Origin of the sequence: Methanococcoides alaskense (assembly GCF_027594145.1) — an archaeon.
GTDB classification, from domain to species: domain Archaea; phylum Halobacteriota; class Methanosarcinia; order Methanosarcinales; family Methanosarcinaceae; genus Methanococcoides; species Methanococcoides alaskense.
The window spans coordinates 16032-39339 of record NZ_JAQFFK010000003.1; the positions used below are offsets into that span (position 1 = coordinate 16032).

General features: G+C 41.7%; 22 protein-coding genes. 11 read left to right on the forward strand and 11 right to left on the reverse strand.

Translation table 11 applies throughout. The features are described from left to right. Positions 1–158: 158 nt before the first annotated feature. On the reverse strand, positions 159–1682 hold the full coding sequence (gene dnaG / locus PBV53_RS03775; protein WP_270095851.1) for a DNA primase DnaG: 1524 nt from the start codon (positions 1680–1682) through the stop codon (positions 159–161). 1028 nt (positions 1683–2710) lie between these two features. On the opposite strand from dnaG, the gene PBV53_RS03780 reads away from it, so the two are divergent. Together PBV53_RS03780 and rtcA are read left to right on the forward strand one after the other, a co-directional pair. Further along, positions 2711–4072: an NAD(P)/FAD-dependent oxidoreductase gene (locus PBV53_RS03780; protein ID WP_270095852.1), complete on the forward strand. Its 1362-nt coding sequence runs from the start codon at positions 2711–2713 to the stop codon at positions 4070–4072. Continuing rightward, positions 4069–5064, forward strand: a complete 996-nt coding sequence (gene rtcA / locus PBV53_RS03785) for an RNA 3'-terminal phosphate cyclase (RefSeq protein WP_270095853.1) — start codon at positions 4069–4071, stop codon at positions 5062–5064. Before PBV53_RS03780 ends, rtcA begins: the two co-directional genes overlap by 4 nt. A 12-nt stretch (positions 5065–5076) precedes the next feature. On the opposite strand, the gene PBV53_RS03790 is transcribed toward rtcA, so the two are convergent. Continuing rightward, positions 5077–5706 (reverse strand): RNA 2'-phosphotransferase, encoded by a 630-nt coding sequence (locus tag PBV53_RS03790; RefSeq protein WP_270096651.1) that lies wholly within the window; start codon positions 5704–5706, stop codon positions 5077–5079. A 252-nt stretch (positions 5707–5958) separates the two neighbouring features. On the opposite strand from PBV53_RS03790, the gene PBV53_RS03795 reads away from it, so the two are divergent. From PBV53_RS03795 to PBV53_RS03830, 8 genes are all read left to right on the forward strand, one after another. Next, positions 5959–7080 (forward strand): OB-fold nucleic acid binding domain-containing protein, encoded by a 1122-nt coding sequence (locus tag PBV53_RS03795; protein ID WP_270095854.1) that lies wholly within the window; start codon positions 5959–5961, stop codon positions 7078–7080. Between the two features lie 86 nt (positions 7081–7166). Next, entirely contained in the window at positions 7167–7766 is a 600-nt protein-coding gene (locus PBV53_RS03800; protein ID WP_270095855.1) for a CBS domain-containing protein, read from the forward strand. Between the two features lie 51 nt (positions 7767–7817). Continuing rightward, on the forward strand, positions 7818–8594 hold the full coding sequence (locus PBV53_RS03805) for a CBS domain-containing protein (protein WP_270095856.1): 777 nt from the start codon (positions 7818–7820) through the stop codon (positions 8592–8594). A 177-nt stretch (positions 8595–8771) separates the two neighbouring features. Then, entirely contained in the window at positions 8772–9719 is a 948-nt protein-coding gene (locus PBV53_RS03810) for a CBS domain-containing protein (protein WP_270095857.1), read from the forward strand. 45 nt (positions 9720–9764) lie between these two features. Continuing rightward, a complete protein-coding gene (locus PBV53_RS03815) occupies positions 9765–10604 on the forward strand; it encodes a CBS domain-containing protein (protein ID WP_270095858.1) in 840 nt (279 codons plus the stop codon). 64 nt (positions 10605–10668) lie between these two features. Further along, a complete protein-coding gene (locus tag PBV53_RS03820) occupies positions 10669–11445 on the forward strand; it encodes a CBS domain-containing protein (protein WP_270095859.1) in 777 nt (258 codons plus the stop codon). 4 nt (positions 11446–11449) lie between these two features. Continuing rightward, a complete protein-coding gene (locus PBV53_RS03825; protein WP_270095860.1) occupies positions 11450–12619 on the forward strand; it encodes an RNA ligase in 1170 nt (389 codons plus the stop codon). Positions 12620–12676: 57 nt separating this feature from the next. Then, the gene (locus PBV53_RS03830; protein ID WP_270095861.1) at positions 12677–13714 is read left to right on the forward strand and encodes an EF-Tu/IF-2/RF-3 family GTPase; all 1038 of its coding nucleotides are present in this window, start codon (positions 12677–12679) and stop codon (positions 13712–13714) included. A gap of 141 nt (positions 13715–13855) precedes the next feature. On the opposite strand, the gene PBV53_RS09645 is transcribed toward PBV53_RS03830, so the two are convergent. The 4 genes from PBV53_RS09645 to PBV53_RS03845 form a co-directional block, all read right to left on the reverse strand. Continuing rightward, complete coding sequence (locus PBV53_RS09645) at positions 13856–14182, reverse strand: DUF3795 domain-containing protein (protein WP_369123345.1); 327 nt, start codon at positions 14180–14182, stop codon at positions 13856–13858. A 23-nt stretch (positions 14183–14205) separates the two neighbouring features. Beyond that, complete coding sequence (locus tag PBV53_RS03835) at positions 14206–14691, reverse strand: hypothetical protein (RefSeq protein ID WP_270095862.1); 486 nt, start codon at positions 14689–14691, stop codon at positions 14206–14208. Between the two features lie 12 nt (positions 14692–14703). Next, a complete protein-coding gene (locus PBV53_RS03840) occupies positions 14704–15447 on the reverse strand; it encodes an RAD55 family ATPase (protein ID WP_270095863.1) in 744 nt (247 codons plus the stop codon). Between the two features lie 237 nt (positions 15448–15684). Then, positions 15685–16725: a methionine synthase gene (locus PBV53_RS03845; protein ID WP_270095864.1), complete on the reverse strand. Its 1041-nt coding sequence runs from the start codon at positions 16723–16725 to the stop codon at positions 15685–15687. 182 nt (positions 16726–16907) lie between these two features. On the opposite strand from PBV53_RS03845, the gene PBV53_RS03850 reads away from it, so the two are divergent. Continuing rightward, the gene (locus PBV53_RS03850; RefSeq protein WP_270096652.1) at positions 16908–17933 is read left to right on the forward strand and encodes a CobW family GTP-binding protein; all 1026 of its coding nucleotides are present in this window, start codon (positions 16908–16910) and stop codon (positions 17931–17933) included. A 93-nt stretch (positions 17934–18026) separates the two neighbouring features. Here PBV53_RS03850 and PBV53_RS03855 read toward each other — a convergent pair whose 3' ends face one another. The 5 genes from PBV53_RS03855 to twy1 all read right to left on the reverse strand — a co-directional run bounded on the left by PBV53_RS03855 (position 18027) and on the right by twy1 (position 23260). After that, positions 18027–18437, reverse strand: a complete 411-nt coding sequence (locus tag PBV53_RS03855; protein WP_270095865.1) for an inorganic diphosphatase — start codon at positions 18435–18437, stop codon at positions 18027–18029. 50 nt (positions 18438–18487) lie between these two features. Further along, positions 18488–18769 carry a DUF1294 domain-containing protein gene (locus PBV53_RS03860; RefSeq protein WP_270095866.1) on the reverse strand — a complete coding sequence of 94 codons (282 nt, stop codon included), beginning with the start codon at positions 18767–18769 and terminating at the stop codon, positions 18488–18490. A 59-nt stretch (positions 18770–18828) separates the two neighbouring features. Continuing rightward, complete coding sequence (argS, locus tag PBV53_RS03865) at positions 18829–20532, reverse strand: arginine--tRNA ligase (RefSeq protein WP_270095867.1); 1704 nt, start codon at positions 20530–20532, stop codon at positions 18829–18831. 20 nt (positions 20533–20552) lie between these two features. Then, positions 20553–21797 (reverse strand): peptide chain release factor aRF-1, encoded by a 1245-nt coding sequence (prf1, locus tag PBV53_RS03870; protein WP_270095868.1) that lies wholly within the window; start codon positions 21795–21797, stop codon positions 20553–20555. 512 nt (positions 21798–22309) lie between these two features. After that, complete coding sequence (twy1, locus tag PBV53_RS03875; RefSeq protein WP_270095869.1) at positions 22310–23260, reverse strand: 4-demethylwyosine synthase TYW1; 951 nt, start codon at positions 23258–23260, stop codon at positions 22310–22312. Between the last annotated feature and the right edge of the window lie 48 nt (positions 23261–23308).

Genomic DNA, 23308 nt, shown 5'->3' on the forward strand with positions numbered 1-23308 from the left:
TTTGTGTGCGTTGCATTACAGTAAACTTAAGACTCAAATAAAACCATTATTCGCGGACGAGCCATTCCTATTTATCATATAAATGTTTTTTGATTTATTTTTTATGATTAATAATGCTCTATTGAGGGAAAAAGAGAAAAGATTTGATCCTTAGAGGATCAAAAATCAGATGCTGTCAGAATATTGACACTTGCAGGGCTTTTTGCAATATTGCCCTTTTTCACACCAATAAGGTTCTCAATACCCTTGTCAGATGCGATATCCAGGATACGCTGAGTTACGACACCATCGAAAATAACGCTCTTGATCCCTTCATCGTTCTCTTTCAGTGTGTTGACCAGATCACGAACTGCAGTTTCCTCAATGATCTCATCCTTTGAATCCAAAAGCCTTGCTCCAAGAGTTCCATTCAGTGCATCAGAGTGTGGTTTGAACCTAAGTGCCTGTGGAGAGAGCACTGAGGGCTTTGCTTCTTTTGGCGCCCTTGTTTCCCTGGGTGCTGTTGTTTCTCTAGTTGCTGTTGTTTCCCTGAGTGCCCTTGTTGCTCTAGATGCCGTTGTTTCCCTAGTTGCTGTTGTTTCCCTGGGTGCCCTTGTTGCTCTAGATGCCGTTGTTTCCCTGGTTGCTGTTGTTTCCCTTGGTACCCTTGTTGCCCTAGATGCCGTTGTTTCCCTAGGCGCCCTCGTTGCTCTTGATACCCTCGGTTTCTCTTCGGACATGGAAGGTTTGCTAGCCACTTTGGTAGCAACAGGTGCAGAGACCTCACTCGTTGGCCTTTCCTTGCGCTTTGGAATGCGTGTGACCCTGCTACCCTTAGCAGGTTTTTCTATCTGTTCAGGTTTAACATCTGTTTTGATAGAGTAATTTTCAAGAGCCTGCTCGACCGGGATCTTCTGCCTCAGTGCGCGTACGATCTCCCTCTGAACAAGGTCTTCGACACTCTTTCCGTCAGGAGCACGTGCAATGTAATCAATGTCTGCAACCTGTAGAAGCTCCTTTATGATGAGCTTTCCACCACGGTCACCGTCTGTGAATGCAGTTACGGTCTTTTTCTTTGTGAGCTCTGCAACCTCAGGTGGCACATTGGTGCCGCCTACACAGATAGTGTTCTTGATACCATATCTCAAAAGGTTCAGCACATCTGCCCTACCTTCAACAACAACGATCGCATCGGATTCGACCACATTAGGACCACATGGGATCTTGTTCTTTCCATAGTACTCCATCTCTTCAATGCGTACTGACTGACGAACTTCGTCTGCGATCTCCTGGGATTCCGGAAGGTTCTCATCGAACATGTCAGTAAGAATGTACTTTGCACGCTCAATGATATGTTTCCTTTTGGTTGCACGAACATCCTCGATCTGTGTGATCTCGATCTTTGCCGTACATGGACCTACTCTGTCAATGGTCTCAAGGGATGCTGCAAGAATAGATGTCTCAACCCTATCGAGGCTGGATGGAATAAAGATATTACCTTTGGTCTTACCGCCCTTTGCACCTACTGCAACTTCTATCCTTCCGATACGGCCGGTCTTTTGAAGATCGCGCAGGTCCAGGTCTGAACCGAGCAGACCCTCTGTCTGGCCAAAAATAGCTCCTACAATATCAGGACGTTCAATTATTCCGTCAGCGCTGATCTTTGAATGAATGATATATTTAGTGGTGTCTGTATTTTGCATATTATCTCCTTCTTATACAGTAGTTGCCATATTAGGCAGGATCTACGTTTAAACAGACTAACAAAATAGGACCAAATATGCATACTACAAAATAGGCTCTTAAGAGTAGAAGAAAGAAGATCTTTCGGCTGCATGTACTATGTCAGATATTGTCTATTGACCATCAATTCAAACAAATTCCCCATAGTTTGAACTACCAAGTAAGGCATCAACTCTCCAGATAATCCACATATATATAAGACATCCCAAAATCCCCTCGTGCATCAATTGCACATGGATGTGTCATCTGTTAATGCGAATAATTCTGCATGCTGATATCGAACCTTTGAATAGCTATAGACAATTGACACAAATTATAAAGTGCCGTTTGTCCAATTCCTATAATATGAATAAGCCTGACTCTCTCGACTGCTCCTTCTGCTTGTAATATGTGATAATGGTGCGCATTAAGTGAGGGCGCAACCACAATGATCCAGATCTTATTTTGATAATCTGTTTATTTCCATTGGATAAATCACCCAATGGAATATTTGATAAATTAATTAAATATTATTGTGATATTATTCCAATCACAACAGACTAGTTAGTTCTTACACTTTAATAACTTTGTGGTTTTGGATCTTTCTGAAATACCTCTGCACCACGATTTCAAAAATGTGTTCGAAAAAGTATTTTAAGGATCATTATGGTATTATAAAATGGATGTAATTAAATACATCACAGCATCCTCTTTAAAATATAAAAATCACACCATGATCGATGTATATTCATTAAAATCAAACACGGCAACCATACCCAAATTTATCTGATGTGGAGCCAAAATATCGTTATATGCCAACATGGTTAAATATAATAACATAATAGGGACGCTGACGAGCGGGACACATTATTTTTTACTACAATAACCCCCCCCCACTCCCCAAACTCGCTCGTCAATTATCTTACTGTTCTATTATCCTCGGTTATTCAACAGATACGGCTCTCATCAAATGCCAAAACCCTAATAACATGCATTTGAAATTATCTTTATGAAAGATATTAGAAAATACGACCTTGCCATCATAGGCGGAGGTGCTGCCGGACTTACTACTGCTACACATGTAAAACGGTGTAAGGACCTTTCCGTCATAGTCATTTCAAAGGATGCCCACATATCGTACAGTGAATGTGGGATACCTTTCAAGCTGGCAGGCAAAGTACATGATTTTGATTCTCTTATTGTCAAAACTCCTGACTTCTTTGATAAAATGGGGATAGACATAGAACTTGAAACCGAAGCCCTATCAATAGATATTCTCAATCGAAAAATTGAGCTTGAGAACTGTGATATCTTATTCGATAAGCTTGTAATCGCTACCGGTGGAAAACAACGGATACCTCAACCCTTACAGAAATATATCGGAATGGATGGCATATTTACTATACAAACACTTGCTGATGGCATGAAAATAGAAAGTGCACTTCTTTCTGCTAAGACCATGGTCATCATCGGTGCAGGTGCAATAGGTGTTGAAACTGCAGCAGGCATAGCGAAAAGAGGGATAGACACTACACTGATCAACCGTGGCCCTGCAATTCTTTCACGTCTGATTGATCCTGATATGGCAGAAATCGTTTCAGAATTCCTCAAGTCCATAGGTGTAAACCTCATTACAGGAAATATACCGGATAGTATCGAAGGGAAAGAAAGGGTGGAGAACGTTCTAATTTCAGGAGAACGAATACCAGCGGATATTGTTATAATAAGCACAGGAATATTACCTGATGTCGAGCTTGCAGAAAATGCAGGTATTTCCACAGGAGAACTTGGAGGTATTATCGTGAACGAACACCTTCAGGCATTTGTGGACGGCAATTTTTCAACCGACATCTTTGCAGGCGGAGATTGTTGTGAGATAACAGATTTTATCACCAACAAAGGAACACTTGTACAACTCGCTCCTGCTGCAAGACATATGGCTACGATAATGGCCAACAACATCTGTGGGAAAGATACCGTACTCAAACCTCTTCTGGGTCCCAGTATCTACGTTGCAGGTGATCTCCTGATAGGCTCGGTGGGCCTTACAAGTAAAAGAGCAAGGTCAGAAGACATCGATGTCATCACAGGTTACGCTACAGGAGTGACAAAAGCATCTTACTTCCCAGGCAGCAGTGATATCCACATCAAGCTTATTTTCAGTGATGATCGACTTACAGGTGCACAGATAATCGGAAAAAGCGGTGTAAAAGAAAGAATTGACAGCCTTGCTTTCATGATAAAGAAGAAGGCCACAATTGAAGAAATGCTTTCAATTGAAACCTGTTACGCACCACCGGTATCTACCGTTGTGGACCCCCTTATGTATGCAATTAAAGATGCTTTCAGGAAAATAAAGGCAAGAACATGATCGATATCGATGGGTCCTATGGAGAAGGCGGCGGACAGATAGTCAGAAACGCCATAGCACTTTCTGCTGTTACGGGAAAAGCAACATCCATAAAGAATATACGTAAAGACCGGCCAAACTCCGGACTCTCAGCCCAACATGTAAAAGCAATAGGAACAGCGGCCTTATTGTGTGATGCAAAAGTAGAAGGAGTTAAGATAGGCTCCACGGATATTGCATTTTTTCCACAGGAAATAAGGGGGGGTAAATATACTATTGATATCGGCACTGCAGGAAGTATAGCTTTACTATTGCAATGCATAATGCCCATTGCTGCTTATTCTGACACTAAGGTCAAACTTGAGATAAAAGGAGGAACTGATGTTTCATGGTCACCAAGTATCGATTACCTTAATAATGTCACACTCAATGCCCTCTCGAAAATGGGTTACCGATGCAACATCGATATTTTAAAAAGAGGATACTACCCGCGTGGTGGAGGTAGTGTTAAGGCAATGATCGAGCCTTCACATTTAGTGCCTCATGAGCTTTCAGAAGAAAGAGGGATCATTCGTGGAATATCGCATTGCTCCAATCTGCCTGACCATGTTGCACAGAGGCAGGCCGACAAAGCAAAGGCCGTTCTTGAAGATGCCGGCTATGAATGTTCAATAGAAACATGCCGTACTGACTTTCAATCCACCGGTAGTGGAATAACTTTATATTGTGGAATGAAAGGCTCTTTCGTGCCCGGTAAAAGAGAAATAACATCAGAAAAGGTAGGCAGTGATGCTGCTACATTTCTTCTGGATGAACTTTTAACCCCTTCTTCCGTTGACATTCATCTTGCAGACCAGCTTATCCCCTATCTCGGACTTGCTGAAGGTGGTTCTTTTACTGTAAAAGAAATATCACCCCATACAAGGACCAACATCTGGGTCACAGAAAAATTCCTTGATATAAAGTTCAAAACCGAAAAAAGAAAAGGTATAGTGAAAATTTCAATTCAATAAGCTTCAAAAAGCTTATTCCTCAGTTTCCACAACGCTAAGATATTCCGGTGGAACACCATCTGTTAGCACAATATCATCATTGACCAACATAAAATACAATCCATCATTTTGTGCCTCATCCACATCGACCTCAAGCACTACTGGATTCTCAGTATGGACCGAAGCTGATTCTATCGCCTTCCCATAACTTGTACTAAGATGTACATAGCGTTGTCTCATGGGAGCAATACCAGTATCAAGAAGCATTTCAACCTCTTCCTGACTGACACCATAGTAAAGATATGGAAGCTCAGTTTCAAGATAGTCCAATTCCACATTAATGGAATGACCGTATCTTGCCCTTATCTTGGAACCTTTTATCTCATACCTAGTTTTCAGATCGGATTCGATCAGAGAAATAAGCCGTTCCCTTGTCGCCCATTTGTAGCGGCGGTCCATTATGTCACAGAGCAGGTCCATATTGACCCAACCCTGTTCGTCCATAGTGAGCCCAACATCATCGGGAAAGTGCCTCAATGCGCCTGAGATGAACCTTCCGAGACGCTCTTCGCGTTCATCGTCCAGTACATACCTTCCGCTCTCGCCACAGTCCGGACAAAACTCGCCCCTGAAGTATCCATGCTCATTACACTTGCGAATCATGCTATCTAAATGCAAATGCATTTTATACTTAATATAACTTTATCTATATCCACGAATCAGAAAGCGGATAATTGAAAATAAGAACGGATTTCTGCAAGATGTATAACCTACCTTTCGTTAGGGTTATATCATATCGAACTAAACTTACCCGGGGCCTACGCTATTACAAAACAAGGAAACAGCCTATCTTTTTCCTATAAGTTTTGGATAATTCTTATGGACCCGTTTTAATACTATTTACAGGTGTCATCAATGGACGAGATAACTGAGATCTACAATAAGCTTGGAGGCATTATCAGCGAAGACGATTTTAGAAAGAGGGTCGATGAAAAAGTAGACCAAATGAGCGGTCTTTGTGATATGAAGACAGCAGCAATGCTTGTTGCTCATGATCTTGGGGTCACAGATACTGTAAAAGATATCATCAAAATAAAAGATATAACTGCTGAGATAGGCAATGTGAGCTTTGTAGCAAAGGTCACTTCAATTCTTGATGTACGCGAATTCAATCGCAATGATGGTACCATTGGCAGAGTGGGAACTGTTAAGGTCGCAGACGAAACAGGTTCCATAAAGCTCACTCTCTGGGATGACCGTGCGGATATCATTAAGGACGGAAGCGTCGAGGTTGGAGATTCCCTGGAGATCACAGGTTATGCAAAAGATGGCTATTCTGGAACAGAAATAAACATCGGCAAATACGGCCTAATGCGTCAGACCGACCAGAAAATAGAGGTCAACATGCAGTCACAAAAGATAGCTGATATAAAGGACGGTATGTCAGACATCAATATTTCAGGAAAACTTCTGGATATCTCTGATGTCAGGAACTTCCAGAAAAAGGATGGGAACCCTGGGCGCGTCATGAACATACTGATAGGTGACGAAACCGGAAAGATACGCGTGACACTGTGGGACGAAAAAGTAGATTCCACCACTTCCCTGAACCTTGATGATGCTGTTGAGATAATCAACGGATATGCAAGAACAAATAACTTCAGCCAGCAGGTTGAGGTACAGATAGGAAACCATGGTGTTCTCAGAAAGACAGAAGCAAATGTCGAGTACAAAGAGAGCTTCACACCTATAGCCGACATCATACCCGGCGAATCCTATTCAATAAAAGGATTTGTTTCCGGTCTTGGAGAACTGAGAGAGTTCGAGAAGGATGACGGAACCAGCAATATGGTCTCAAACATCTATGTATCTGATGATACCGGCCGTATTCGAGTTGCTCTGTGGGGAGATCATGCCCTTCTTGTAGATGAACTGGACATTGAGACACCCATCGAAATAATTGATGCATACTCAAAATCCGGATACGAGGATATAGAACTAAGTGCTGGAAACCGTACAAGAGTAACAATCAAGTAAAAATGAACACCTATATATGCTATAAAGTAGAACTTTTATGTAATTGAATGTGGGAATTCAATTAGTAGCATAGGAGGGTGATATTTATGGTCCTGGTGACCAAAGGGAACATTGCGGCGGACGGGTCTATCAAAGAGACCCTGAAAGATGTTACCATTCATGAGATAATGACTAAAGACGTCTTTATCCTTGATGTGACAAGCACAGCTCTTGAAGTAGCCAAGGCTATGGATGAACAGAATATTGATAGCGTCATCATAACAAAATATGGTGAAGCTACAGGCATTATAACTGAAAGAGATATGGTATGTAAGGTAATGGTAAAAGATGCCATGCCACACACTGTAAATGCTGAAGAAATAATGTCATCACCGATTCTAACAGTGAAACCAAACACTGGTGCCATTAAAGCATCTGAAATGATGGTGAAATTCCATATTCGAAGGCTTGCGGTCACCGATGGGAAGGCGATCGTAGGACTTGTTACCGACAGGGACATCCTTGCAGTAGCTCCGGGTCTGAATACAATTCTGGAAGACCTTATAGAGATAAATAGAGAGCAGGATGTAGTTGGAACTATTGACATTGAAAGGGGGGTATGTCAAAGGTGTGGATCACATGTGGATGATCTGAATCAATTTAACGGTCTTATACTATGCGAAGATTGTAGAGAAGAAGAAGAATAAGAAGATGAAGATGAAGCCTCTTTGTCTGATTCATATGAACGGGGGTTTTATATGAAAGTCAACGAAATTATGTCCAAGGATGCTGTTAGTGTTAAAGAGCACGACAACATGACATATGCACGACAGTTAATTAGAGACCATTTTCTTAGAGGTCTTGCTGTAACCAATGCCAATGGAAAGATGGTTGGTATCCTTAAAAATAAGGATATTCTCAACATCGCATCCACGCGTTCCAATGTAACCATTGAGGGATTCGTGAATGATTGTCCGCTTATAACGCAAGAAACAGACATCATGGATGCTGCAAAACTTATTATTGCATCAGATGTCGGGCTCTGCCCAGTAGTGGCATCTGAAACTGATAAAGAGATAGTTGGAATAGTAAGCAATTCAGATATTCTTGCAAATATCGGATCTCATAAAATAAATACCAAAGTTGCAGCTGATGTCATGACAACTGATGTTATTAGCTGTAACCCACAGGACATTCTTACAAAAATATGGCCGATCCTACTTTCATCGAATTGTTCCGGTCTACCTGTGGTCACCAATTCTGATGAACTTCAGGGAATGATAACCATAAGGGATATCATAAGATCCGGATTTGTCAGGCCAGCCATTAGTGAGAAAAATCAAACACAGTCCAAAGACGTTCCTTCAGTTGAACAGATAATGTCAACTCCTGCCTATACAGTGTCTTCTGACACCAGTGTAAAAGAGTGTATTGAAAAGATGCTCCATTATGATATCGGGAGATTGACGGTTGTTAATGAGGAGAAGGTAATAGGAATAGTGGCCCGGACCGATATACTGCGTGCTTCTTTATGAGTGTTGGTCCCGCTTTATGACCTAGCATAACTGAGGCGGATCTATCAAGAAATAAAAATTAAACAATTAGGACTGTAACCACAGACCTTTCAATATTTTTGGATGGCTTTTTGTTTATTCCAAAATTCGTACAGCCTATTGAATACTTAATTATTGGAAAAAAATAAGGAGGATAAAATGAAACTTCAAAACAATGGCCCTGTAGGTAGCAAGAAAAAGGATCCTGTTCAGTTTGCTACTAATGAAACAATGGATAAGAAGGCTTTCGATTTCCATGCGAAGATATCAGAGCATGAAGGGGATATTATGTCTGTGGCAACTAAACATGTTATTACTATCCCGCCTACAACAAAGATCATCGATGCCATCAAGATAATGACAGAAAGGAAGTTCAGGCATATTCCTATAACAAACGCTGGCACAAACAAAATTGAAGGTATCATTACATCTTTTGACATAATCGATTTCCTTGGGGGAGATAAGAACCAACTTATTGAGAATAAATATAAAGGGAACTTGCTGGCTGCTATCAACGCTAATATTAGTTCGATAATGCAACCCCATGTAGTGTCCATTCATAGTACTGGCAATATCAAGGAAGCCTTTGAGCTCATGCTGAAGCACAACATAGGAAGCTTGCCTGTCGTTGATAGTGCAGGTCATGTCTGTGGGATATGCACTGAGAAGGATTTCTTAACGTTTGCAAGCGGACTTCCAACTAATATGTCAGTTGCCGGTCACATGAGCAAAAATGTGGAAAAGGCGTCTGCTGATATGAAGATCGGAGATGCTGCTAAAGTGATGGTCAAGAACAACTTTAGGAGACTTCCTGTTGTAAAGAAGGGTATAATCATAGGAATTGTCAATGCATCAGCCATTATGAACTTTTTCGGGAACGGAGAAGTGTTTGAGAATTTGGTCACCGGTAATTTCCATGAAGCAATGGATGTTCCTATCAGTTCATTGGTCTCAAAGGATGTGGTATGGACAACTTCTGATATAGACCTCGGAGAAGCGAGCAGCCTCATGCTCAAAAATGGTGTTGGATCCCTGCCTGTTATCGATAATGAAGAGCTTTGTGGTATAATCACAGAGAGGGATATCCTAAGAGCAATAGCTGAATGAATTTTATTTCCACAGGAATAACTAACAAACAAAGGAGGATGAGATATGAATGTATCAGACATCATGAGTTCCCCGGTATATATAATGGAACCGGAAGAGCCTGTGTCACATGCAAGGAAATTGATGCTTAGACATAAGATAAGCACAATTGTTGTCGCGGAAGGCAACAAGATGGTAGGTATCGTTACCAAATCCGATCTTGGAAGACGCCTGGCCCAGGCAGAACCAATGTGGAGACGAAGGCCTATTGACAAGGTTCCTGTAAAGATGATAATGACAGAAGACCCTGTTACGATCTATAAAGATGCATCTGTTCCTCAAGCAACGGCATTGATGGTCGATAATGATATCAATAACATTCCTGTGCTCAACAATGAAGAACTTGTGGGTATTGTTACAAGAGTGGATGTAATTCGCCACATGTCTGAGCTCCCTGTTAAGAAAAATCTAGGCGAGATCATGACAGCAGATCCCATTTTTGTCCACAGGCATCACACCCTCAACCACGTGATCGATGAGATGGAAAGTAACAATATCAGCAAGCTTATTGTTACAGATGATTCCGGGGAAGCGGTTGGAATTATAACTACAAGAGAACTTGCACTTCAGGTACTTGCAGATAATGAGGGAGGACTTCCTTCAAAGAACATAAAGATGGCAAGAAAATCTGAACCCAGTGGTGAGAAAATATACAGATATGTCAAGACTGTCCCTCTTGTGGCAGAGGATGTAATGAGCGACATATTTGCTGTACTGGATGTTGGGGATGATATCACAAAAGCTGCAAAGATCATGGTAGATAGGAACATTACAGGTATCCCTATTGCTGAAAATGATGAGATTGTCGGTATTGTCAGCAGGACAGATATCATGAAAGCAGCTTGATGGATATTTGAGAGATTAGTGATAGATTAGTAATCTGACGTCACGAAATAAAAGAGGTGAGAATATGCAAGTTAAGGACATAATGGTAGAACCGATATCTATTGATAAAGCAGACACGATATCCCATGCGCTTGATGTTATGGAAAAGAAGGCGACACGCCGACTTTTGGTAAAGCATGACGACAAGCTTATCGGCATACTTACAATGAGAGGTCTTACTAAAGAACTTGGTACACGAAAGAAAGGAGCTAAACCTGCATCTTCACTCCATGTAGCAACCGCTGTTTCAGACAATTTCGTAAAGGTCATGCCTGATATGGACGTGGATGATGCACTTACCCTGATGGCAAAGAACCGCGGTATTATAATTGTAAGCGAGAATGAGAAAATTCTCGGTTGGGTTACACCAAATGAAGTGCTGAACAATAGTCAGATCGATGGTTATGCTGCTGAGATAATGAACAAGGACCCTATAACCGTACATCCAGGAGACAGGGTCAGCCATATCAGACACATAATCCTTGATGAAGATATTGGAAGGTTCCCTGTTGTTGAGGATGGCAAACTTGTAGGTATTGTCACTGAACAGGACATCGCTAAGTCAATGCGTGCTTTCAGGGATATTGTTTCTGGAAATCAGCAAGATTCACGTATCAAGAACCTCATTGTAGAAGATATTATGAAGAGAGGTGTCAAGACCGTGCAATCCAACACTCTGATGTCGGATGTTACAGCGATGATGCTCAAGGAAAAGATTGGTGGTTTGCCAGTAGTGAACCTTGAAGGAGATATGGTAGGTTTCATTACAAGAAGAAACATCATTAGTGCATTTGCACAGTGAAAGAATGAGACCTGATGATGTTGATGGTATCCAACTGGATGTGAGGGCAGCTGCAGATTATCTGGACCTGCCCGTATCCAAACTCCAGAAATTATTACAAAAGCGTGAGCTTTTGCAGCTCTGGGGAGACCATCAGCATCTTTTTCGTTTTGATACATCTATTTCTCATATTGACAGCGGATCAGTTCTACAGCAAAAGAACGGCTGTTTTGAACTTATAAGAGGATTTCCAAAGATACAGCGGGCCATGCTGTTAAAACCTGCTATAGAAGCTCACTTTTCTGATGTCGAGACAGTCTGTGTCGAAGAGAAGATGAACGGTTTTAATGTACGTATCGTTACAGTTGACGGAAAGATCATTGCCATAACCCGTGGAGGTTACGTCTGCCCCTATTCAACTGAAAGAGTACAGAAGTTTTTGGATATTGATCTTTTTGAAGAACATCCGGAACTTGTACTCCACGGCGAGATGGTAGGTCCTGACAATCCTTATATCCCAAAGAAGATCTACAATGTCGAATCCCTTGAACTTTTCGTTTTCGATATCAGACATAAACATAGTGGCATTCCCCTTCCGCTTCATGAGCGAAGGCAGCTTGCAAAGGAATACGGATTCACACAGGTCAGACTCTTTGGTGAATTTTCAAAAGAAGAAGCTCCTTTGAAGATCAGGGAAATTATAAGGGAGCTTGGTAAGATAGAACACGAAGGTGTTATTATCAAAGATCCTATGATGGAGATAGCACCTTTAAAATATACCTGTTCGCAAAGCAATTGTGCAGACCTGAAGCATGCTTTCAAGTTCTACAATGATGTCGGCAGGGACTATCTGTTCTCCAGGGTAGTGCGCGAAGGTTTTCAAGCAGTTGAATGGAAAGAGACATCTGATGATATAGACAAGCGCTGCCTGCAACTTGGGAGAAGTATACTTTATCCCATGATAGATTCGATCAACGATATAGGAAATGGCTCCCGTGTAGCCGATGAAGTTCAGATGAGGGTATCAAGCCTTGAAACCGTTTCAAAGTTCAAGGAATATTTAAGACGGCAAGGCATGGAAACTATTTTCAGTGAGCCGGAAGTGGCAGGCGATGAATTTATTGTCAAGATCAGGAAGCTGAACAAGAGTACCAATGATAAGACGCTTTCCATGTGGAAGGGAGAAACATGGTAAGCTCAAAAAAGCATATATCACAATAAGTATTTGTGTACACAAAAAGTGTGATAATATATGACAAAAATAACTATCATCGGAAGCGAAAAAAGCGGAAAGACAACCCTTGCTGCAAAATTAGGGAAGAAGGGAACCGTAGCAGATTTTACAATGTACGATTTTGCCAAGAGCGGAAAAGTTCTGACAACTATCGATGCAACAGGATATCCTACAGCTATCAAGCCGATGATGGCTGGTTTAAACCTTTCGGACATTGCAGTTCTGTGCATACCTCCTGAAGGACTTGACCTTTATTCGGGAGAGTGTATCATTGCACTCAACCTTCTGGGCTATAAGCACGGCATCATCGTTCTGACAAAATCAGATACAAGCTATCCTTTTGCCATTGATGAACTGAAAGAGAAGATAACGAAATTAACAACAGGAACAGCTCTTGAGAACTGGGAATATATTTCTGTTTCCACAACATCCTTTGAGGGAATGGAAGAGCTCAAGGAAATGATATTCGATCTTGGCGAGGTTGTCGATAAAGAGCTTGAAGAATTGAACGAGCTTCCATCACGTGTGGTCGTCGACCAGACCTTCAATGTTACCGGTATCGGATGTGTCGTTCTTGGTGTCGTGGACCAGGGAACCATCAATGCAAAGGATAAACTGATAGCTTTCCCAAGTGATAAGCAGATAGAGATTCGTTCCATTCAGCTGCATGATGTAGATGCAAAGAGTGCACCAGCGGGTGCAAGAGTTGGACTTGCACTCAAGAACGTGCAATCAAAGGATGTTGAGAGAGGTTTTGTACTCTCACAAAAGGAAGAAGTTACAGAGGACCTTACACTCAAATGTCATTTCACACCCTTCTCAAAGGGCTTTGCAGTAGGGGATGTACCTCATATCTTCGTAGGTTTGCAGTCAGCCCCAATGCGAATTGAAAAGATTCTCGTCAACGGAGAGGAAGTTGAGAGGACTGCAACAGATGCTGAATGTGTGCTTACTCTCTCAGGATCGAGATTACTGGCTTACAATGGATCTGACAGGTTCATAATCTGTAATCTGGATGATAAACAGAGATTTGTGGGATATGGCTACATAGCCTAAAACCACATTTCTTTTTTTAACAACTGTTCTTTCCATTAATTCGCAATTTCAGTTCTTTGGTCTCTTGAAACCGCAGTTGAAACATGTGTAATTATGACAACACATTATTTCACCACATTCCAGACATTTCCATTCGTCCTCCTATGATCTTAAAAAAAAGTCCATGCCTTTCTCTTTGATGGAGATGAGATTGTCTATCAGGCTGATATTGTACCTTTTACGGTAATGCTCGTCAAGTATTTTGAGGTGCTCGCAAGGGAAGGACTCGCACTCATAACAATAATTTATTTCGTTCTTATCTAATTTTTTACATTTCTTTTTTAGAAAAGCACAACTTTTGTTTTCTGCTCTGCACCCTTGACATCTCTTTTTTCTTTTGCTCCCGCTCATCGTATGACCAAAAAAAGCAATGCATGTCCCACAGTTCATTCCACAGGGAGCTATGAGTTCTTCTGAAAGATGGGCCATAGTTTGTCAGATCTTTGCTATTTTTATTTTCTCGGCCTCAATGGCTTAAAACCATCCATGCTCGTAGGGCGGTCAATAGCTTTTGTCAAGGAAGTACATTCAGGAGAACTAAGGAATTTCGGGCGGCCAACAGGAGCGAACAATTCATCTTTTGAAGTATGGTTACGAAATCCTGTATCAACCTCTTTTTCTGGTCCGGCTATCAGATCTATTGTTACAGAAGTTCCTTCATTCTGTTCTGCCTTCTGAAAAGCATCGATCTTAAGCCCTTTCTCTCTGGCAAGAGCCCCTTCCAGTTTACCATAAAGGTATTGAGCAGAGATCACATCTCCAAGACCAAGGCTTTTTGAAAGGTTTTCCAGCTTCACCAGGTTCTCCTTGACCCAGCCGATCTCTGAATGTTTGTTATAGCCAACCTCTAATCCAAGATTAAAGGATTTAGCTTCAAGCTCGGCTTTCTTAAGCTCAGCAAGTGTAAGTTTGTTTTTGCTATTCTTTAAAAGATCCATTTTCAGCACTCTTTACACAAGAACAGATCTTACAGCCAGACCCTTATCAGTGAATTCAACTTCCATCATATCACAATGATGTTTTGTACCACGCATCTTAATGATCTGTAATGCCCGGGTCATTTTCTTTCCATAAAGGAAATTATGAAGGAATAACACACCATGCGCTGCAAACTGTTCAGTAGAATAGGCATTAGGATCGGTCATTTCAGAAAGAAGGATCGTCGTACACCCAAGGTCTTTAAGGTTCCTGATGAAGCGTCCCATTTCCTTTTCTTCCAAGGAATGATCCTTTGTACTAAAGCGTATGGCTGTCACCGAATCTATTACAAGTCTCTTCACATTGTACTCTGAAACATATGCTGCAATTTCCTTGAAGACCATGGCTGGTGATGGTGCTTCACCTTCCACTGATGAATAACCTACTTCATAGTCCGAGTTGATGACCTCATGAAGCTCATCAATGTAACCGTATTCCATACTTGGGCCAAGGTCAGCGAAAAGCAGCTTTTTCATTTTTATTAAAGTTGCCACGTTCATTGCATAATTAGACATATCATCAATGACATTCTGTGGGCTTTCGAGAAGTGTCACATAAAGTCCAACTTCCCCAAAAGTAGCTCCTTGTGCAAGAAATTGCATGCCAAAAGTAGTTTTCCCACCGCCAGGAGGGCCAGTCAAAAGATAAACACGATTAGCGACTAGTCCGCCCTGAATTATTTCGTCCAAACCCTCAATTCCAGATGGTATTCTCATTAATAAACCCCAATTAATAATAAACTATTATAAACCAGATTGTCAATATGTTAAACTCGTTGTTAATTAATAACTAAATTACTATTTAATTACTTTAATAAGTTACTATTTAATTGCATTAATAAGTTACTGTTTACAATAAATTGATCAAACAAATACAAATTGTCGCTACACTGCCTTTAATGAAAAAAATGAATAATTTTACAGGTAGCTCTATACTCCTGCACTTTTTTTCGTTTAGGACAAATGCTTGTTCTGGAAAATACTGATACCTTCTTCAACATTGCTCAGTAATTGACAGGCGATCTCCTGTGTCGGCCATGCGCCAACTCCACAGTCCGGACCAACATATTTTATGCGGTCCCCAAATATGGAATGGGCATTCTCAAGCCTTTTTGCAATGACCCCTGGGGTTTCCATTTCTGTTACGATCTCAGGCAGATACTGGATGTCTTTCCAGACATTTGTATTGTATTTCTCATTCAGAACCGAAGCAAGATTGAAAATATCGGTCCTTGCGATACCTACACGAAGGAAAGAATCCGTGTCTTCAAGCACTTTTTTGTCTATAAGGTCAAGATAGGAAGGATTGGCTGCTGATTCCACGCCTATTACATTGATACTCGGAGTGTCACATGCGATCTTGTAATGCAATGGTGAATGTAAATGTATTTCCACATCTACATCCTGTTTGCCTGCATAGGCGGTAGAAAGGCTCAAAGCTTTCACCAGTTCAGCATCTTCGAACATCACCTGTGGATTGATACTTATACTTGGCTCATCGATGGAGATCGTTCTTATGTTGAAGTTCTTTGCGGACTTGATGGCCTTACTGATAAAACGATCAATGCTGACTGCAAGCGTATCCAGGATGTCGGTATATTGGGTTCCCCCGAAATCCTTGAGATAAAGTTCAAGAGGACCTGTTACACAAACACGGACATCCGGCTTTTCACCTGTTTCCTCTTTGTATTGTGCGGCGGTCTTCTCCAGGATGTCAAGCTCGAGGATGCAGGCACTTTCCTCTTTGACCTTGAAAGGTTCTTCCACACATTCCGGGTCCTTGATTATGGACAGGAACTGTTCGTTCATGTCCTGGAACTGCGGATATGTTGCGACCTCCACACCTGCATCTAATTTTTGTTTGAACGCTGATCCTATGATATTGAATAGCTGCTCATCACTATCCCTTTTTGAGAAGGCGTTTGCCATCCACTCTTTCGTTACACCTTCAGGTAACGGAAAACTTCCAATATCATCAAAGATCAGGTCTGTCATAGCTACTCTACTGTAAGTATCATTTATAATAGTAGCGAAATGAGAATATGGAAAAAGTTTCTTGTATAGCCAGATATCTGCAAGATTTATAAGGAAAGACTCACAAGTTTAAACTCAGTCTTGATCTTAAACAATTATCTTTTAAAAATATCATTCTCCCGCTGGTGAAATAATTGAAAATAATGATAATAGGCGGCTTTCTCGGAAGCGGCAAAACCACTACTCTGTTGAAGCTTGGAAAACATCTTAGCGATACAGGTCATAAGATAGCAATAATAGTGAACGAGATAGGCGAAATAGGACTTGACGGTGACACCCTTTCAAGTACCGGTATCGTTACGGAAGAACTAACAAGCGGGTGTATCTGCTGTACGCTCAAGATAAGCATGGAATACACTTTGAGCAACCTTTCAGATGAATTCCATCCAGATGTCATTATCATCGAGCCTACAGGTATCGCTTTCCCAAGACAGATAAAGGACGATATTGCACTGATGAAGATCGATGACCTAAGCTTTGCACCTATCGTCAACATTGTGGATGGAACAAGGTTCAATACGGAGATAAAGCAGACACCAAAATTCATTCAGACACAGATAGAGGATGCTGATATCCTCTGTATCAACAAGGTCGATATAGCAGAGAAAGAAAAGGTTGCAGAGGTCAGAAAATTCCTGGAAGGGCTCAATCCCGAGGCAGAAGTTATCGAGTTCTCTGCAAAGGAAGCCGATGAAAAGTTCCAGAGGCTCATAGACCTGCTGGCAGGTCAGAGCAAAGAAAGGGAAGTAAGGGAGAACATAAATTCCATTGAAGCTTCCGAAGTCAGCTCCTATTCCGGCGAACTCACCATCAAGGACTGCGAACTGGAAGCTCAAAAGGCAGAAAAATATGCCATCGATGTTCTAACTTCCATAGGCGAACAGATCAAAGATCTCAATCCGGATTTTGTAGGTCACATCAAGATGGCACTGGAGTACCCCGAAACACTCATGAAAGCCAGTATCACATCTTCCGAGAGTGTACCAAACATAGAGTTCTTTGAAACAAAAAGCAAAGATTGTAAATTGAAGTTTCTCTCAGCAGTTACTAATGTGGAAAAGGAACAACTTGTGAAGATCGTTGAGACCACGATAAAGAAGCATCTCAAGCAGGAAGGTATACCTTTTAGCAATAAGGTCAAGAATCTTCAGACCATCGATATTCTTTGAGGGGGAAACTTGCTCCCTTAATCTTTCACTTTTTTATACTTCGATATGTTATTCAGTCTTTAGCCATTTTACAGATCGGCATTATCAGTGCCTTTAGACCTTATCGAACAGTTCAATCCCTTCAAATCTGCACTCTGCAAGCCTTCTTTCAAATATCAGATAGCGAAAACGCTTGAACAATGCGTATGTTCTGAAATATGTCCTGAAAAGCATGGCAGAATACGTATCGCTGCCGGAAAAGAACAGTTTTTTATCATCTCTTAGAGAATCATCCACGAATTTCACAACCCCATTCGCATTGTCCAATCTCACAAGAGTGCCCTGAACAAGAAGTGGACCAAGAACGATGGCATCTTCCTCCATCCCATCAGCACCTACTGTACCTTCAATGAATCCATAATTGAATATCGTGGGTATAGGCGAAAAGAACACTCTTTTGTATTCATCTCCCACTTTGTGGTACTTGAAAAAACTGAACTTGGGGGTCTCTATCCTTATATGCATTCAAATAAAGTAAGCACTCTTTTTTAAAACACTTTTTGGACCACAGAGGCTCATTTCAAAAATGGAAGAACATACTCAACAAAAAGGTAACCTTCCACTATCAATATCAGAGGCATACCTATCTTAAAGGTCGGATGTCTCGTTTTGTGCCTGAAGGCTTCCATACCAAGGATAGAACCAATACTGCCTCCAAGTATAGCCCACCTGAACAGCTTCTTTTCAGGTATCCTGTACTTGTCCTTGATAGCCTTTCTCTTGTCAGAGAACATGAGCCAGAAAGAGTATGTGTTCACTAAAAACAGATACAGGAGAATGTACAGATATAGTTCCATTCTTCATTCTCCGTTTCTATTACTCTTTTCTGTTAATTTACATCTATTCCTGCAAACACTTACATGGATTCAGGTGCGCCTAGTCCAAGAGTGTCCAGAGTGTTGGCAAGAACCATTCTTGCACAATCTACCAGAGCAATACGGGTTGAACGTAATTGTTCATCCTCTGCATTCAAGACAGATACAAAACGGTAGAACTGGTTGAACGCATCAGCAAGTTCTCTTGCATAGATAGCAAACGTGTGAGGTCTGAGCTCTTTTGCACATTGATCGAGCATGTTGTCGAACATTGCCATTTTCTTAATGAGAGATACTTCAGAGCCTTCCACAAGAAGAGCAGTGTTGATAGGTTCTTCCGGCTTCCAGAGACCTTCATCCCTGGCTTTCTGGAGAATGCTACATGCACGTGCATGTGAGTACTGAATAAATGGTCCACCCTGTTTTTCAAAGTCAAGGGCTTCTTTCCAGTCGAACACTGTGGATTTTTCAGGTGACACTTTTACAATATCATATCTGACAGCCCCAATTCCCACAATTTCAGCTACCTTTGCCTTGAAATCATCAGGCATCTCCGGGCGACGCTTGTCCACTTCTTCATACGCCTGTGTCTTTATCTGGTCCAGCAAGTCATCAGCACTGATGAACTTGCCACTTCTTGTGCTCATTGAGCCTTCCGGAAGGGATACGAATTCAAAGATAACGAATTCAGGCTCTTTCTTGCCTATTGCATTGAGTGTGGCCTTTAGCTGACCGGATATCAATTTATGGTCTGCTCCGAACACATCGATGATCCTATCCGCACGTTCGCCTTTCCATTCATGGTATGCAAGATCACGTGTGGTGTACAGGGATGTGCCGTCCGTACGCTGTATCACCAGTGTCTTTTCGAAGCCGTAGTCCTGAAGGTTCACAACAAGTGCACCGTTGTCGATCTCTGTGCGACCTGTGGCCTTTATCTCTTCAACTATCCTTGAAACATCGCCGGACCTGATGAAACTGGATTCCTTCGGGAACTCGTCATGTGCCACATTCATCTTCTTGAGCGTTTCCTTGATACCGGAAACTGCGAGATCGACCGCTTTATCGAAAGTTTCGATGGTAGCTGCATCCCCTTTTTCAACAAGCTGCATGAGCTTGTCGATCTCAGCGACCTTTTCAGGATGAGCATTGAGTTCCGCATTTGCTTTTATGTAAACATCTGCAATAGCATGGTCAGGCTTGGAGCTCTCATCAAACTCGAAGTGGCCAAGTGCCCAGGAAACTATTGCTATCTGGCGACCCATATCATTAACGTAATAGTGAAGTTCCACATCATATCCTGCACGTTTGAGAATACGTCCAAGAGTATCACCGATTATCGAATTCCTTATGTGACCCACATGGAGCGGACCATTAGGATTGGCTGAAGTGTGCTCGAGCAATATCCTGCCCTCAGAGAAATTACCCCCAAAGGCTTCCTTTTGTTCCCTTATGGCCAGAACTGTGCCCTCAATGAAATTGCGGCTTGCCCAGATATTCAAATAGGGGCCCAATGCCTCAACTTTCTCTATGAAAGAGCCTTTAGGTATCACAATTTCGCCTGCTATCTTCTCAGCAACATCCTTCGGGCTCTGCTTTGCAACAGAAGCTAACCTGAATGCTATTCTTGAAGACAGGTCTGCATGCTGTGAAGGACCAAGCTCCATATCTTCCGCTTCAAAACCTGCTGACCTGACAGCATCGTTCAGTATACTTGTAACCTGATCTATAAAATCTAAAAACAAGATGATCACCTTTAATTAATTCAGATACCTGTGTTGAAACGCAATACCGCTACAACGCCACCAAAAGCTTTCAAAAGCTGTGAACCTTCCTCGAAATCAGTGGATATGAACTCCACCCTTGTGCCCATTTGGTCACACATCTCAGACAGTTGATCAACGACATCCACCTTTTCAGTGATCTCAAGATAAGAACCACATTTAGGGCAGTTACCGGTAGGAGAACTGCTGTCCCCGGGCTTGAATTCGCGGCTGGTCTTCCTTTCATAATCACAGGAAGTACATTTGACTGTTTCTCTTACAGCTCTGAGATCCTCGGATATCAGCAATATATCCACGGCACCTATTATGAGGTTCTCACGGACATTATCTTCACCATAGGTCGCTTTCCCGGAATCTGATACCAATTCCCTGAAGAACTGTTGCATCAGTTTCTTCTCGACCATGAGATCAAGGTCTTCAAGTCTCTCACCCGCAGCATTCACGAGTTCGGGAAGACCGGATTCATCGGTGTATGCGACATCGAAAAGCCCAAGGACCTTCTTCTCGATCTCGTGGTGGAAGAAATTACCTGATTCGAACTCTTCCTTTGTGGGTGACGGACCACCTATAAGCACTCCTTCGAAATCTTTCTGGTCTACTGAAAGGAAGACCTCACTTGCAGCATCTCCGATACGTTTGTAGAAATCATGTATGGCAATAAGTCGCAATTGCTGGAACCTGTGAGCACTCTGACCACCCTTTCTCTGTTTCCCGGGTACAGTGGATGTAAGTTTACGGAATGCTTCTATCTGTTTACCCGTGAGAAGACCAACCGTAGCTTCACGCCTGTCCAATACAAGCAGACCATAGGTCTTTGCTTCCTTTAGCATATCTTCCAATGGGGAAAGGAAAAAAGACGAATCGCAATGATATCTGTAAGTGATAATGGGTTGTGGTGGCTCAACAATGGTGGTCTCCATATTGGTCTTGTTCGCACCAACATCTACTGCACCAGTAAAATATACGATCCCATTCTCCGGAACTGTACCATACCTGAGCCTTGACATAATAGAATCGATGGCTCCCTGTACATTGGTCTTGGTAAGCTTGGATTTGATATTGGAAGCCTGGCTATGTTCGTTCCTAAGCTGTGATACAACATCTGAGATCTGTTTATCAGGAGGTATGTACAGAGAAATAAGTTCGGTACCACGACCTTTTTTTCCCCTTAAAGATTCCAGTTTCTTTTTAAACTCGTATTTCTGATGTGAAGATTGTTCAGCCATTGTAGGAATACTCCATAATTAGGATCAATTGGGATTATAGTTGCATCACGCAACCTGATGATAATGTTCTACATTGAACATTGATGCTATTAGCTATACAGATGTACCTATGTGAACAAGGGTATAAATATAGGTTATGACTGGTTACATAACCTTTGTCTAAATTTTATAGTTAAATGAGCAATAAGACCACCCGTTTTAACTAGTGGATGGATTGCTGTTATTTTGTTTAAATGACTTAATGAATACTGTCTATAAGTATGCGTATATAGTACGTAGTCGTATCTTACATTAGTCACTGGTTGTGAGAAACAAGCAACCTCTGAAAGATATGTCCACCTACAAGGCGAATAAGGTCGTGGATAAAGTGTCGTTCTTGCTCGAAACACGTAAAGCCGAATCGAGATAGGAACGAAGACATAGTAGGGCAGGGACTGCCCCATTTCAAGCTTGTGGAGATTCCGGTAGGTAATCAATGAAGCAGGAAGCCACCCATTTTAATGAGTGGTAGTTCACTCAAGATCCGAAACTTTTCCATCTTTCGAGAGCAGAACTATACGGCTAATTTCCACATCATCCGCAACACTGTATCCAATATGACCGGCGATCTCTTTTGCAAATTCCAGAACCTCATCGTGTGCAGGCATGGCTTCACGTGGAAGACGGCCTCTGGAAAAGCCCAGATGCATATACGCTTTTATCTCAATGTAATCCGGGTCCGCCTTTTCGATAAGTCGGGCATAACCTGCAGCGTCGAAAATGTTCAAACCTTTAATCAATGTTATGCGAATAGCCTTTCTGTTATTTTTCGTACCAAGGATCTCAAGAGACCTGTTGATCTTATCCCACAGTGCAGGAGATTTCGGTAAACAAACCTTTTCATACGTCTCTTTATCAGGTGCATCCAAGCTCATATAAAGCTGTGAAGGTTCTATCCTTTCCATCATTTCAGGGACAGTACCATTACTTACGACAAAAGTAGTAAAGCCCTGGCTTTCATACTCTTCTACAAGTTCAGGAAGATACGGATATAATGTAGGTTCACCTGAAAGAGAGATAGCGACATGTTTTGGTTCATTGGCTTCTATCCAGCGCTCTCTTGGTGCTGAATGTCCAAACCCTGTGATAAGTTTTCGTTGAGCCTTAATTGATGACCCCACTATTTCCACTGGAGAATCCCAACTATTTGGAAGAGGTACTTCGAACTCAGTAGGCCTCCAGCAATGTAAACAACGCTGATTGCATCTCAGTGTGGGTGTCATCTGTAAACAACAATGAGAGGTTATGCCATAGAACGTTGACTTATAGCAGTCACCTTGATCTTTTATTGAACGGCTAAGCCAAAGACATGTCTTAACAGCTGAATGAGTGCCTGCAAGACTGTACTTTTGCTTTTTTAGCAAAGATTCAAAATCAGTTATTTCAGGAAGGACCATCAGATCTCCCTTATCTTTTAAAGACATTTGATACATACTTCTTTTTTGCAGTATATATAGTAATCGGAAATAAAA

Coding starts and splice junctions, on each gene's coding strand:
- PBV53_RS03860 (WP_270095866.1), bottom strand. CDS start 18,769: ATGGAACTATATCTGTACATTCTCCTGTATCTGTTTTTAGTGAACACA.
- PBV53_RS03850 (WP_270096652.1), top strand. CDS start 16,908: ATGATAATAGGCGGCTTTCTCGGAAGCGGCAAAACCACTACTCTGTTG.
- PBV53_RS03790 (WP_270096651.1), bottom strand. CDS start 5,706: ATGATTCGCAAGTGTAATGAGCATGGATACTTCAGGGGCGAGTTTTGT.
- PBV53_RS03800 (WP_270095855.1), top strand. CDS start 7,167: ATGGTCCTGGTGACCAAAGGGAACATTGCGGCGGACGGGTCTATCAAA.
- PBV53_RS09645 (WP_369123345.1), bottom strand. CDS start 14,182: ATGGCCCATCTTTCAGAAGAACTCATAGCTCCCTGTGGAATGAACTGT.
- PBV53_RS03825 (WP_270095860.1), top strand. CDS start 11,450: ATGAGACCTGATGATGTTGATGGTATCCAACTGGATGTGAGGGCAGCT.
- PBV53_RS03820 (WP_270095859.1), top strand. CDS start 10,669: ATGCAAGTTAAGGACATAATGGTAGAACCGATATCTATTGATAAAGCA.
- twy1 (WP_270095869.1), bottom strand. CDS start 23,260: ATGTCTTTAAAAGATAAGGGAGATCTGATGGTCCTTCCTGAAATAACT.
- PBV53_RS03855 (WP_270095865.1), bottom strand. CDS start 18,437: ATGCATATAAGGATAGAGACCCCCAAGTTCAGTTTTTTCAAGTACCAC.
- PBV53_RS03810 (WP_270095857.1), top strand. CDS start 8,772: ATGAAACTTCAAAACAATGGCCCTGTAGGTAGCAAGAAAAAGGATCCT.
- PBV53_RS03830 (WP_270095861.1), top strand. CDS start 12,677: ATGACAAAAATAACTATCATCGGAAGCGAAAAAAGCGGAAAGACAACC.
- dnaG (WP_270095851.1), bottom strand. CDS start 1,682: ATGCAAAATACAGACACCACTAAATATATCATTCATTCAAAGATCAGC.
- PBV53_RS03780 (WP_270095852.1), top strand. CDS start 2,711: ATGAAAGATATTAGAAAATACGACCTTGCCATCATAGGCGGAGGTGCT.
- prf1 (WP_270095868.1), bottom strand. CDS start 21,797: ATGGCTGAACAATCTTCACATCAGAAATACGAGTTTAAAAAGAAACTG.
- PBV53_RS03845 (WP_270095864.1), bottom strand. CDS start 16,725: ATGACAGACCTGATCTTTGATGATATTGGAAGTTTTCCGTTACCTGAA.
- rtcA (WP_270095853.1), top strand. CDS start 4,069: ATGATCGATATCGATGGGTCCTATGGAGAAGGCGGCGGACAGATAGTC.
- PBV53_RS03815 (WP_270095858.1), top strand. CDS start 9,765: ATGAATGTATCAGACATCATGAGTTCCCCGGTATATATAATGGAACCG.
- PBV53_RS03835 (WP_270095862.1), bottom strand. CDS start 14,691: ATGGATCTTTTAAAGAATAGCAAAAACAAACTTACACTTGCTGAGCTT.
- PBV53_RS03840 (WP_270095863.1), bottom strand. CDS start 15,447: ATGAGAATACCATCTGGAATTGAGGGTTTGGACGAAATAATTCAGGGC.
- PBV53_RS03805 (WP_270095856.1), top strand. CDS start 7,818: ATGAAAGTCAACGAAATTATGTCCAAGGATGCTGTTAGTGTTAAAGAG.
- PBV53_RS03795 (WP_270095854.1), top strand. CDS start 5,959: ATGGACGAGATAACTGAGATCTACAATAAGCTTGGAGGCATTATCAGC.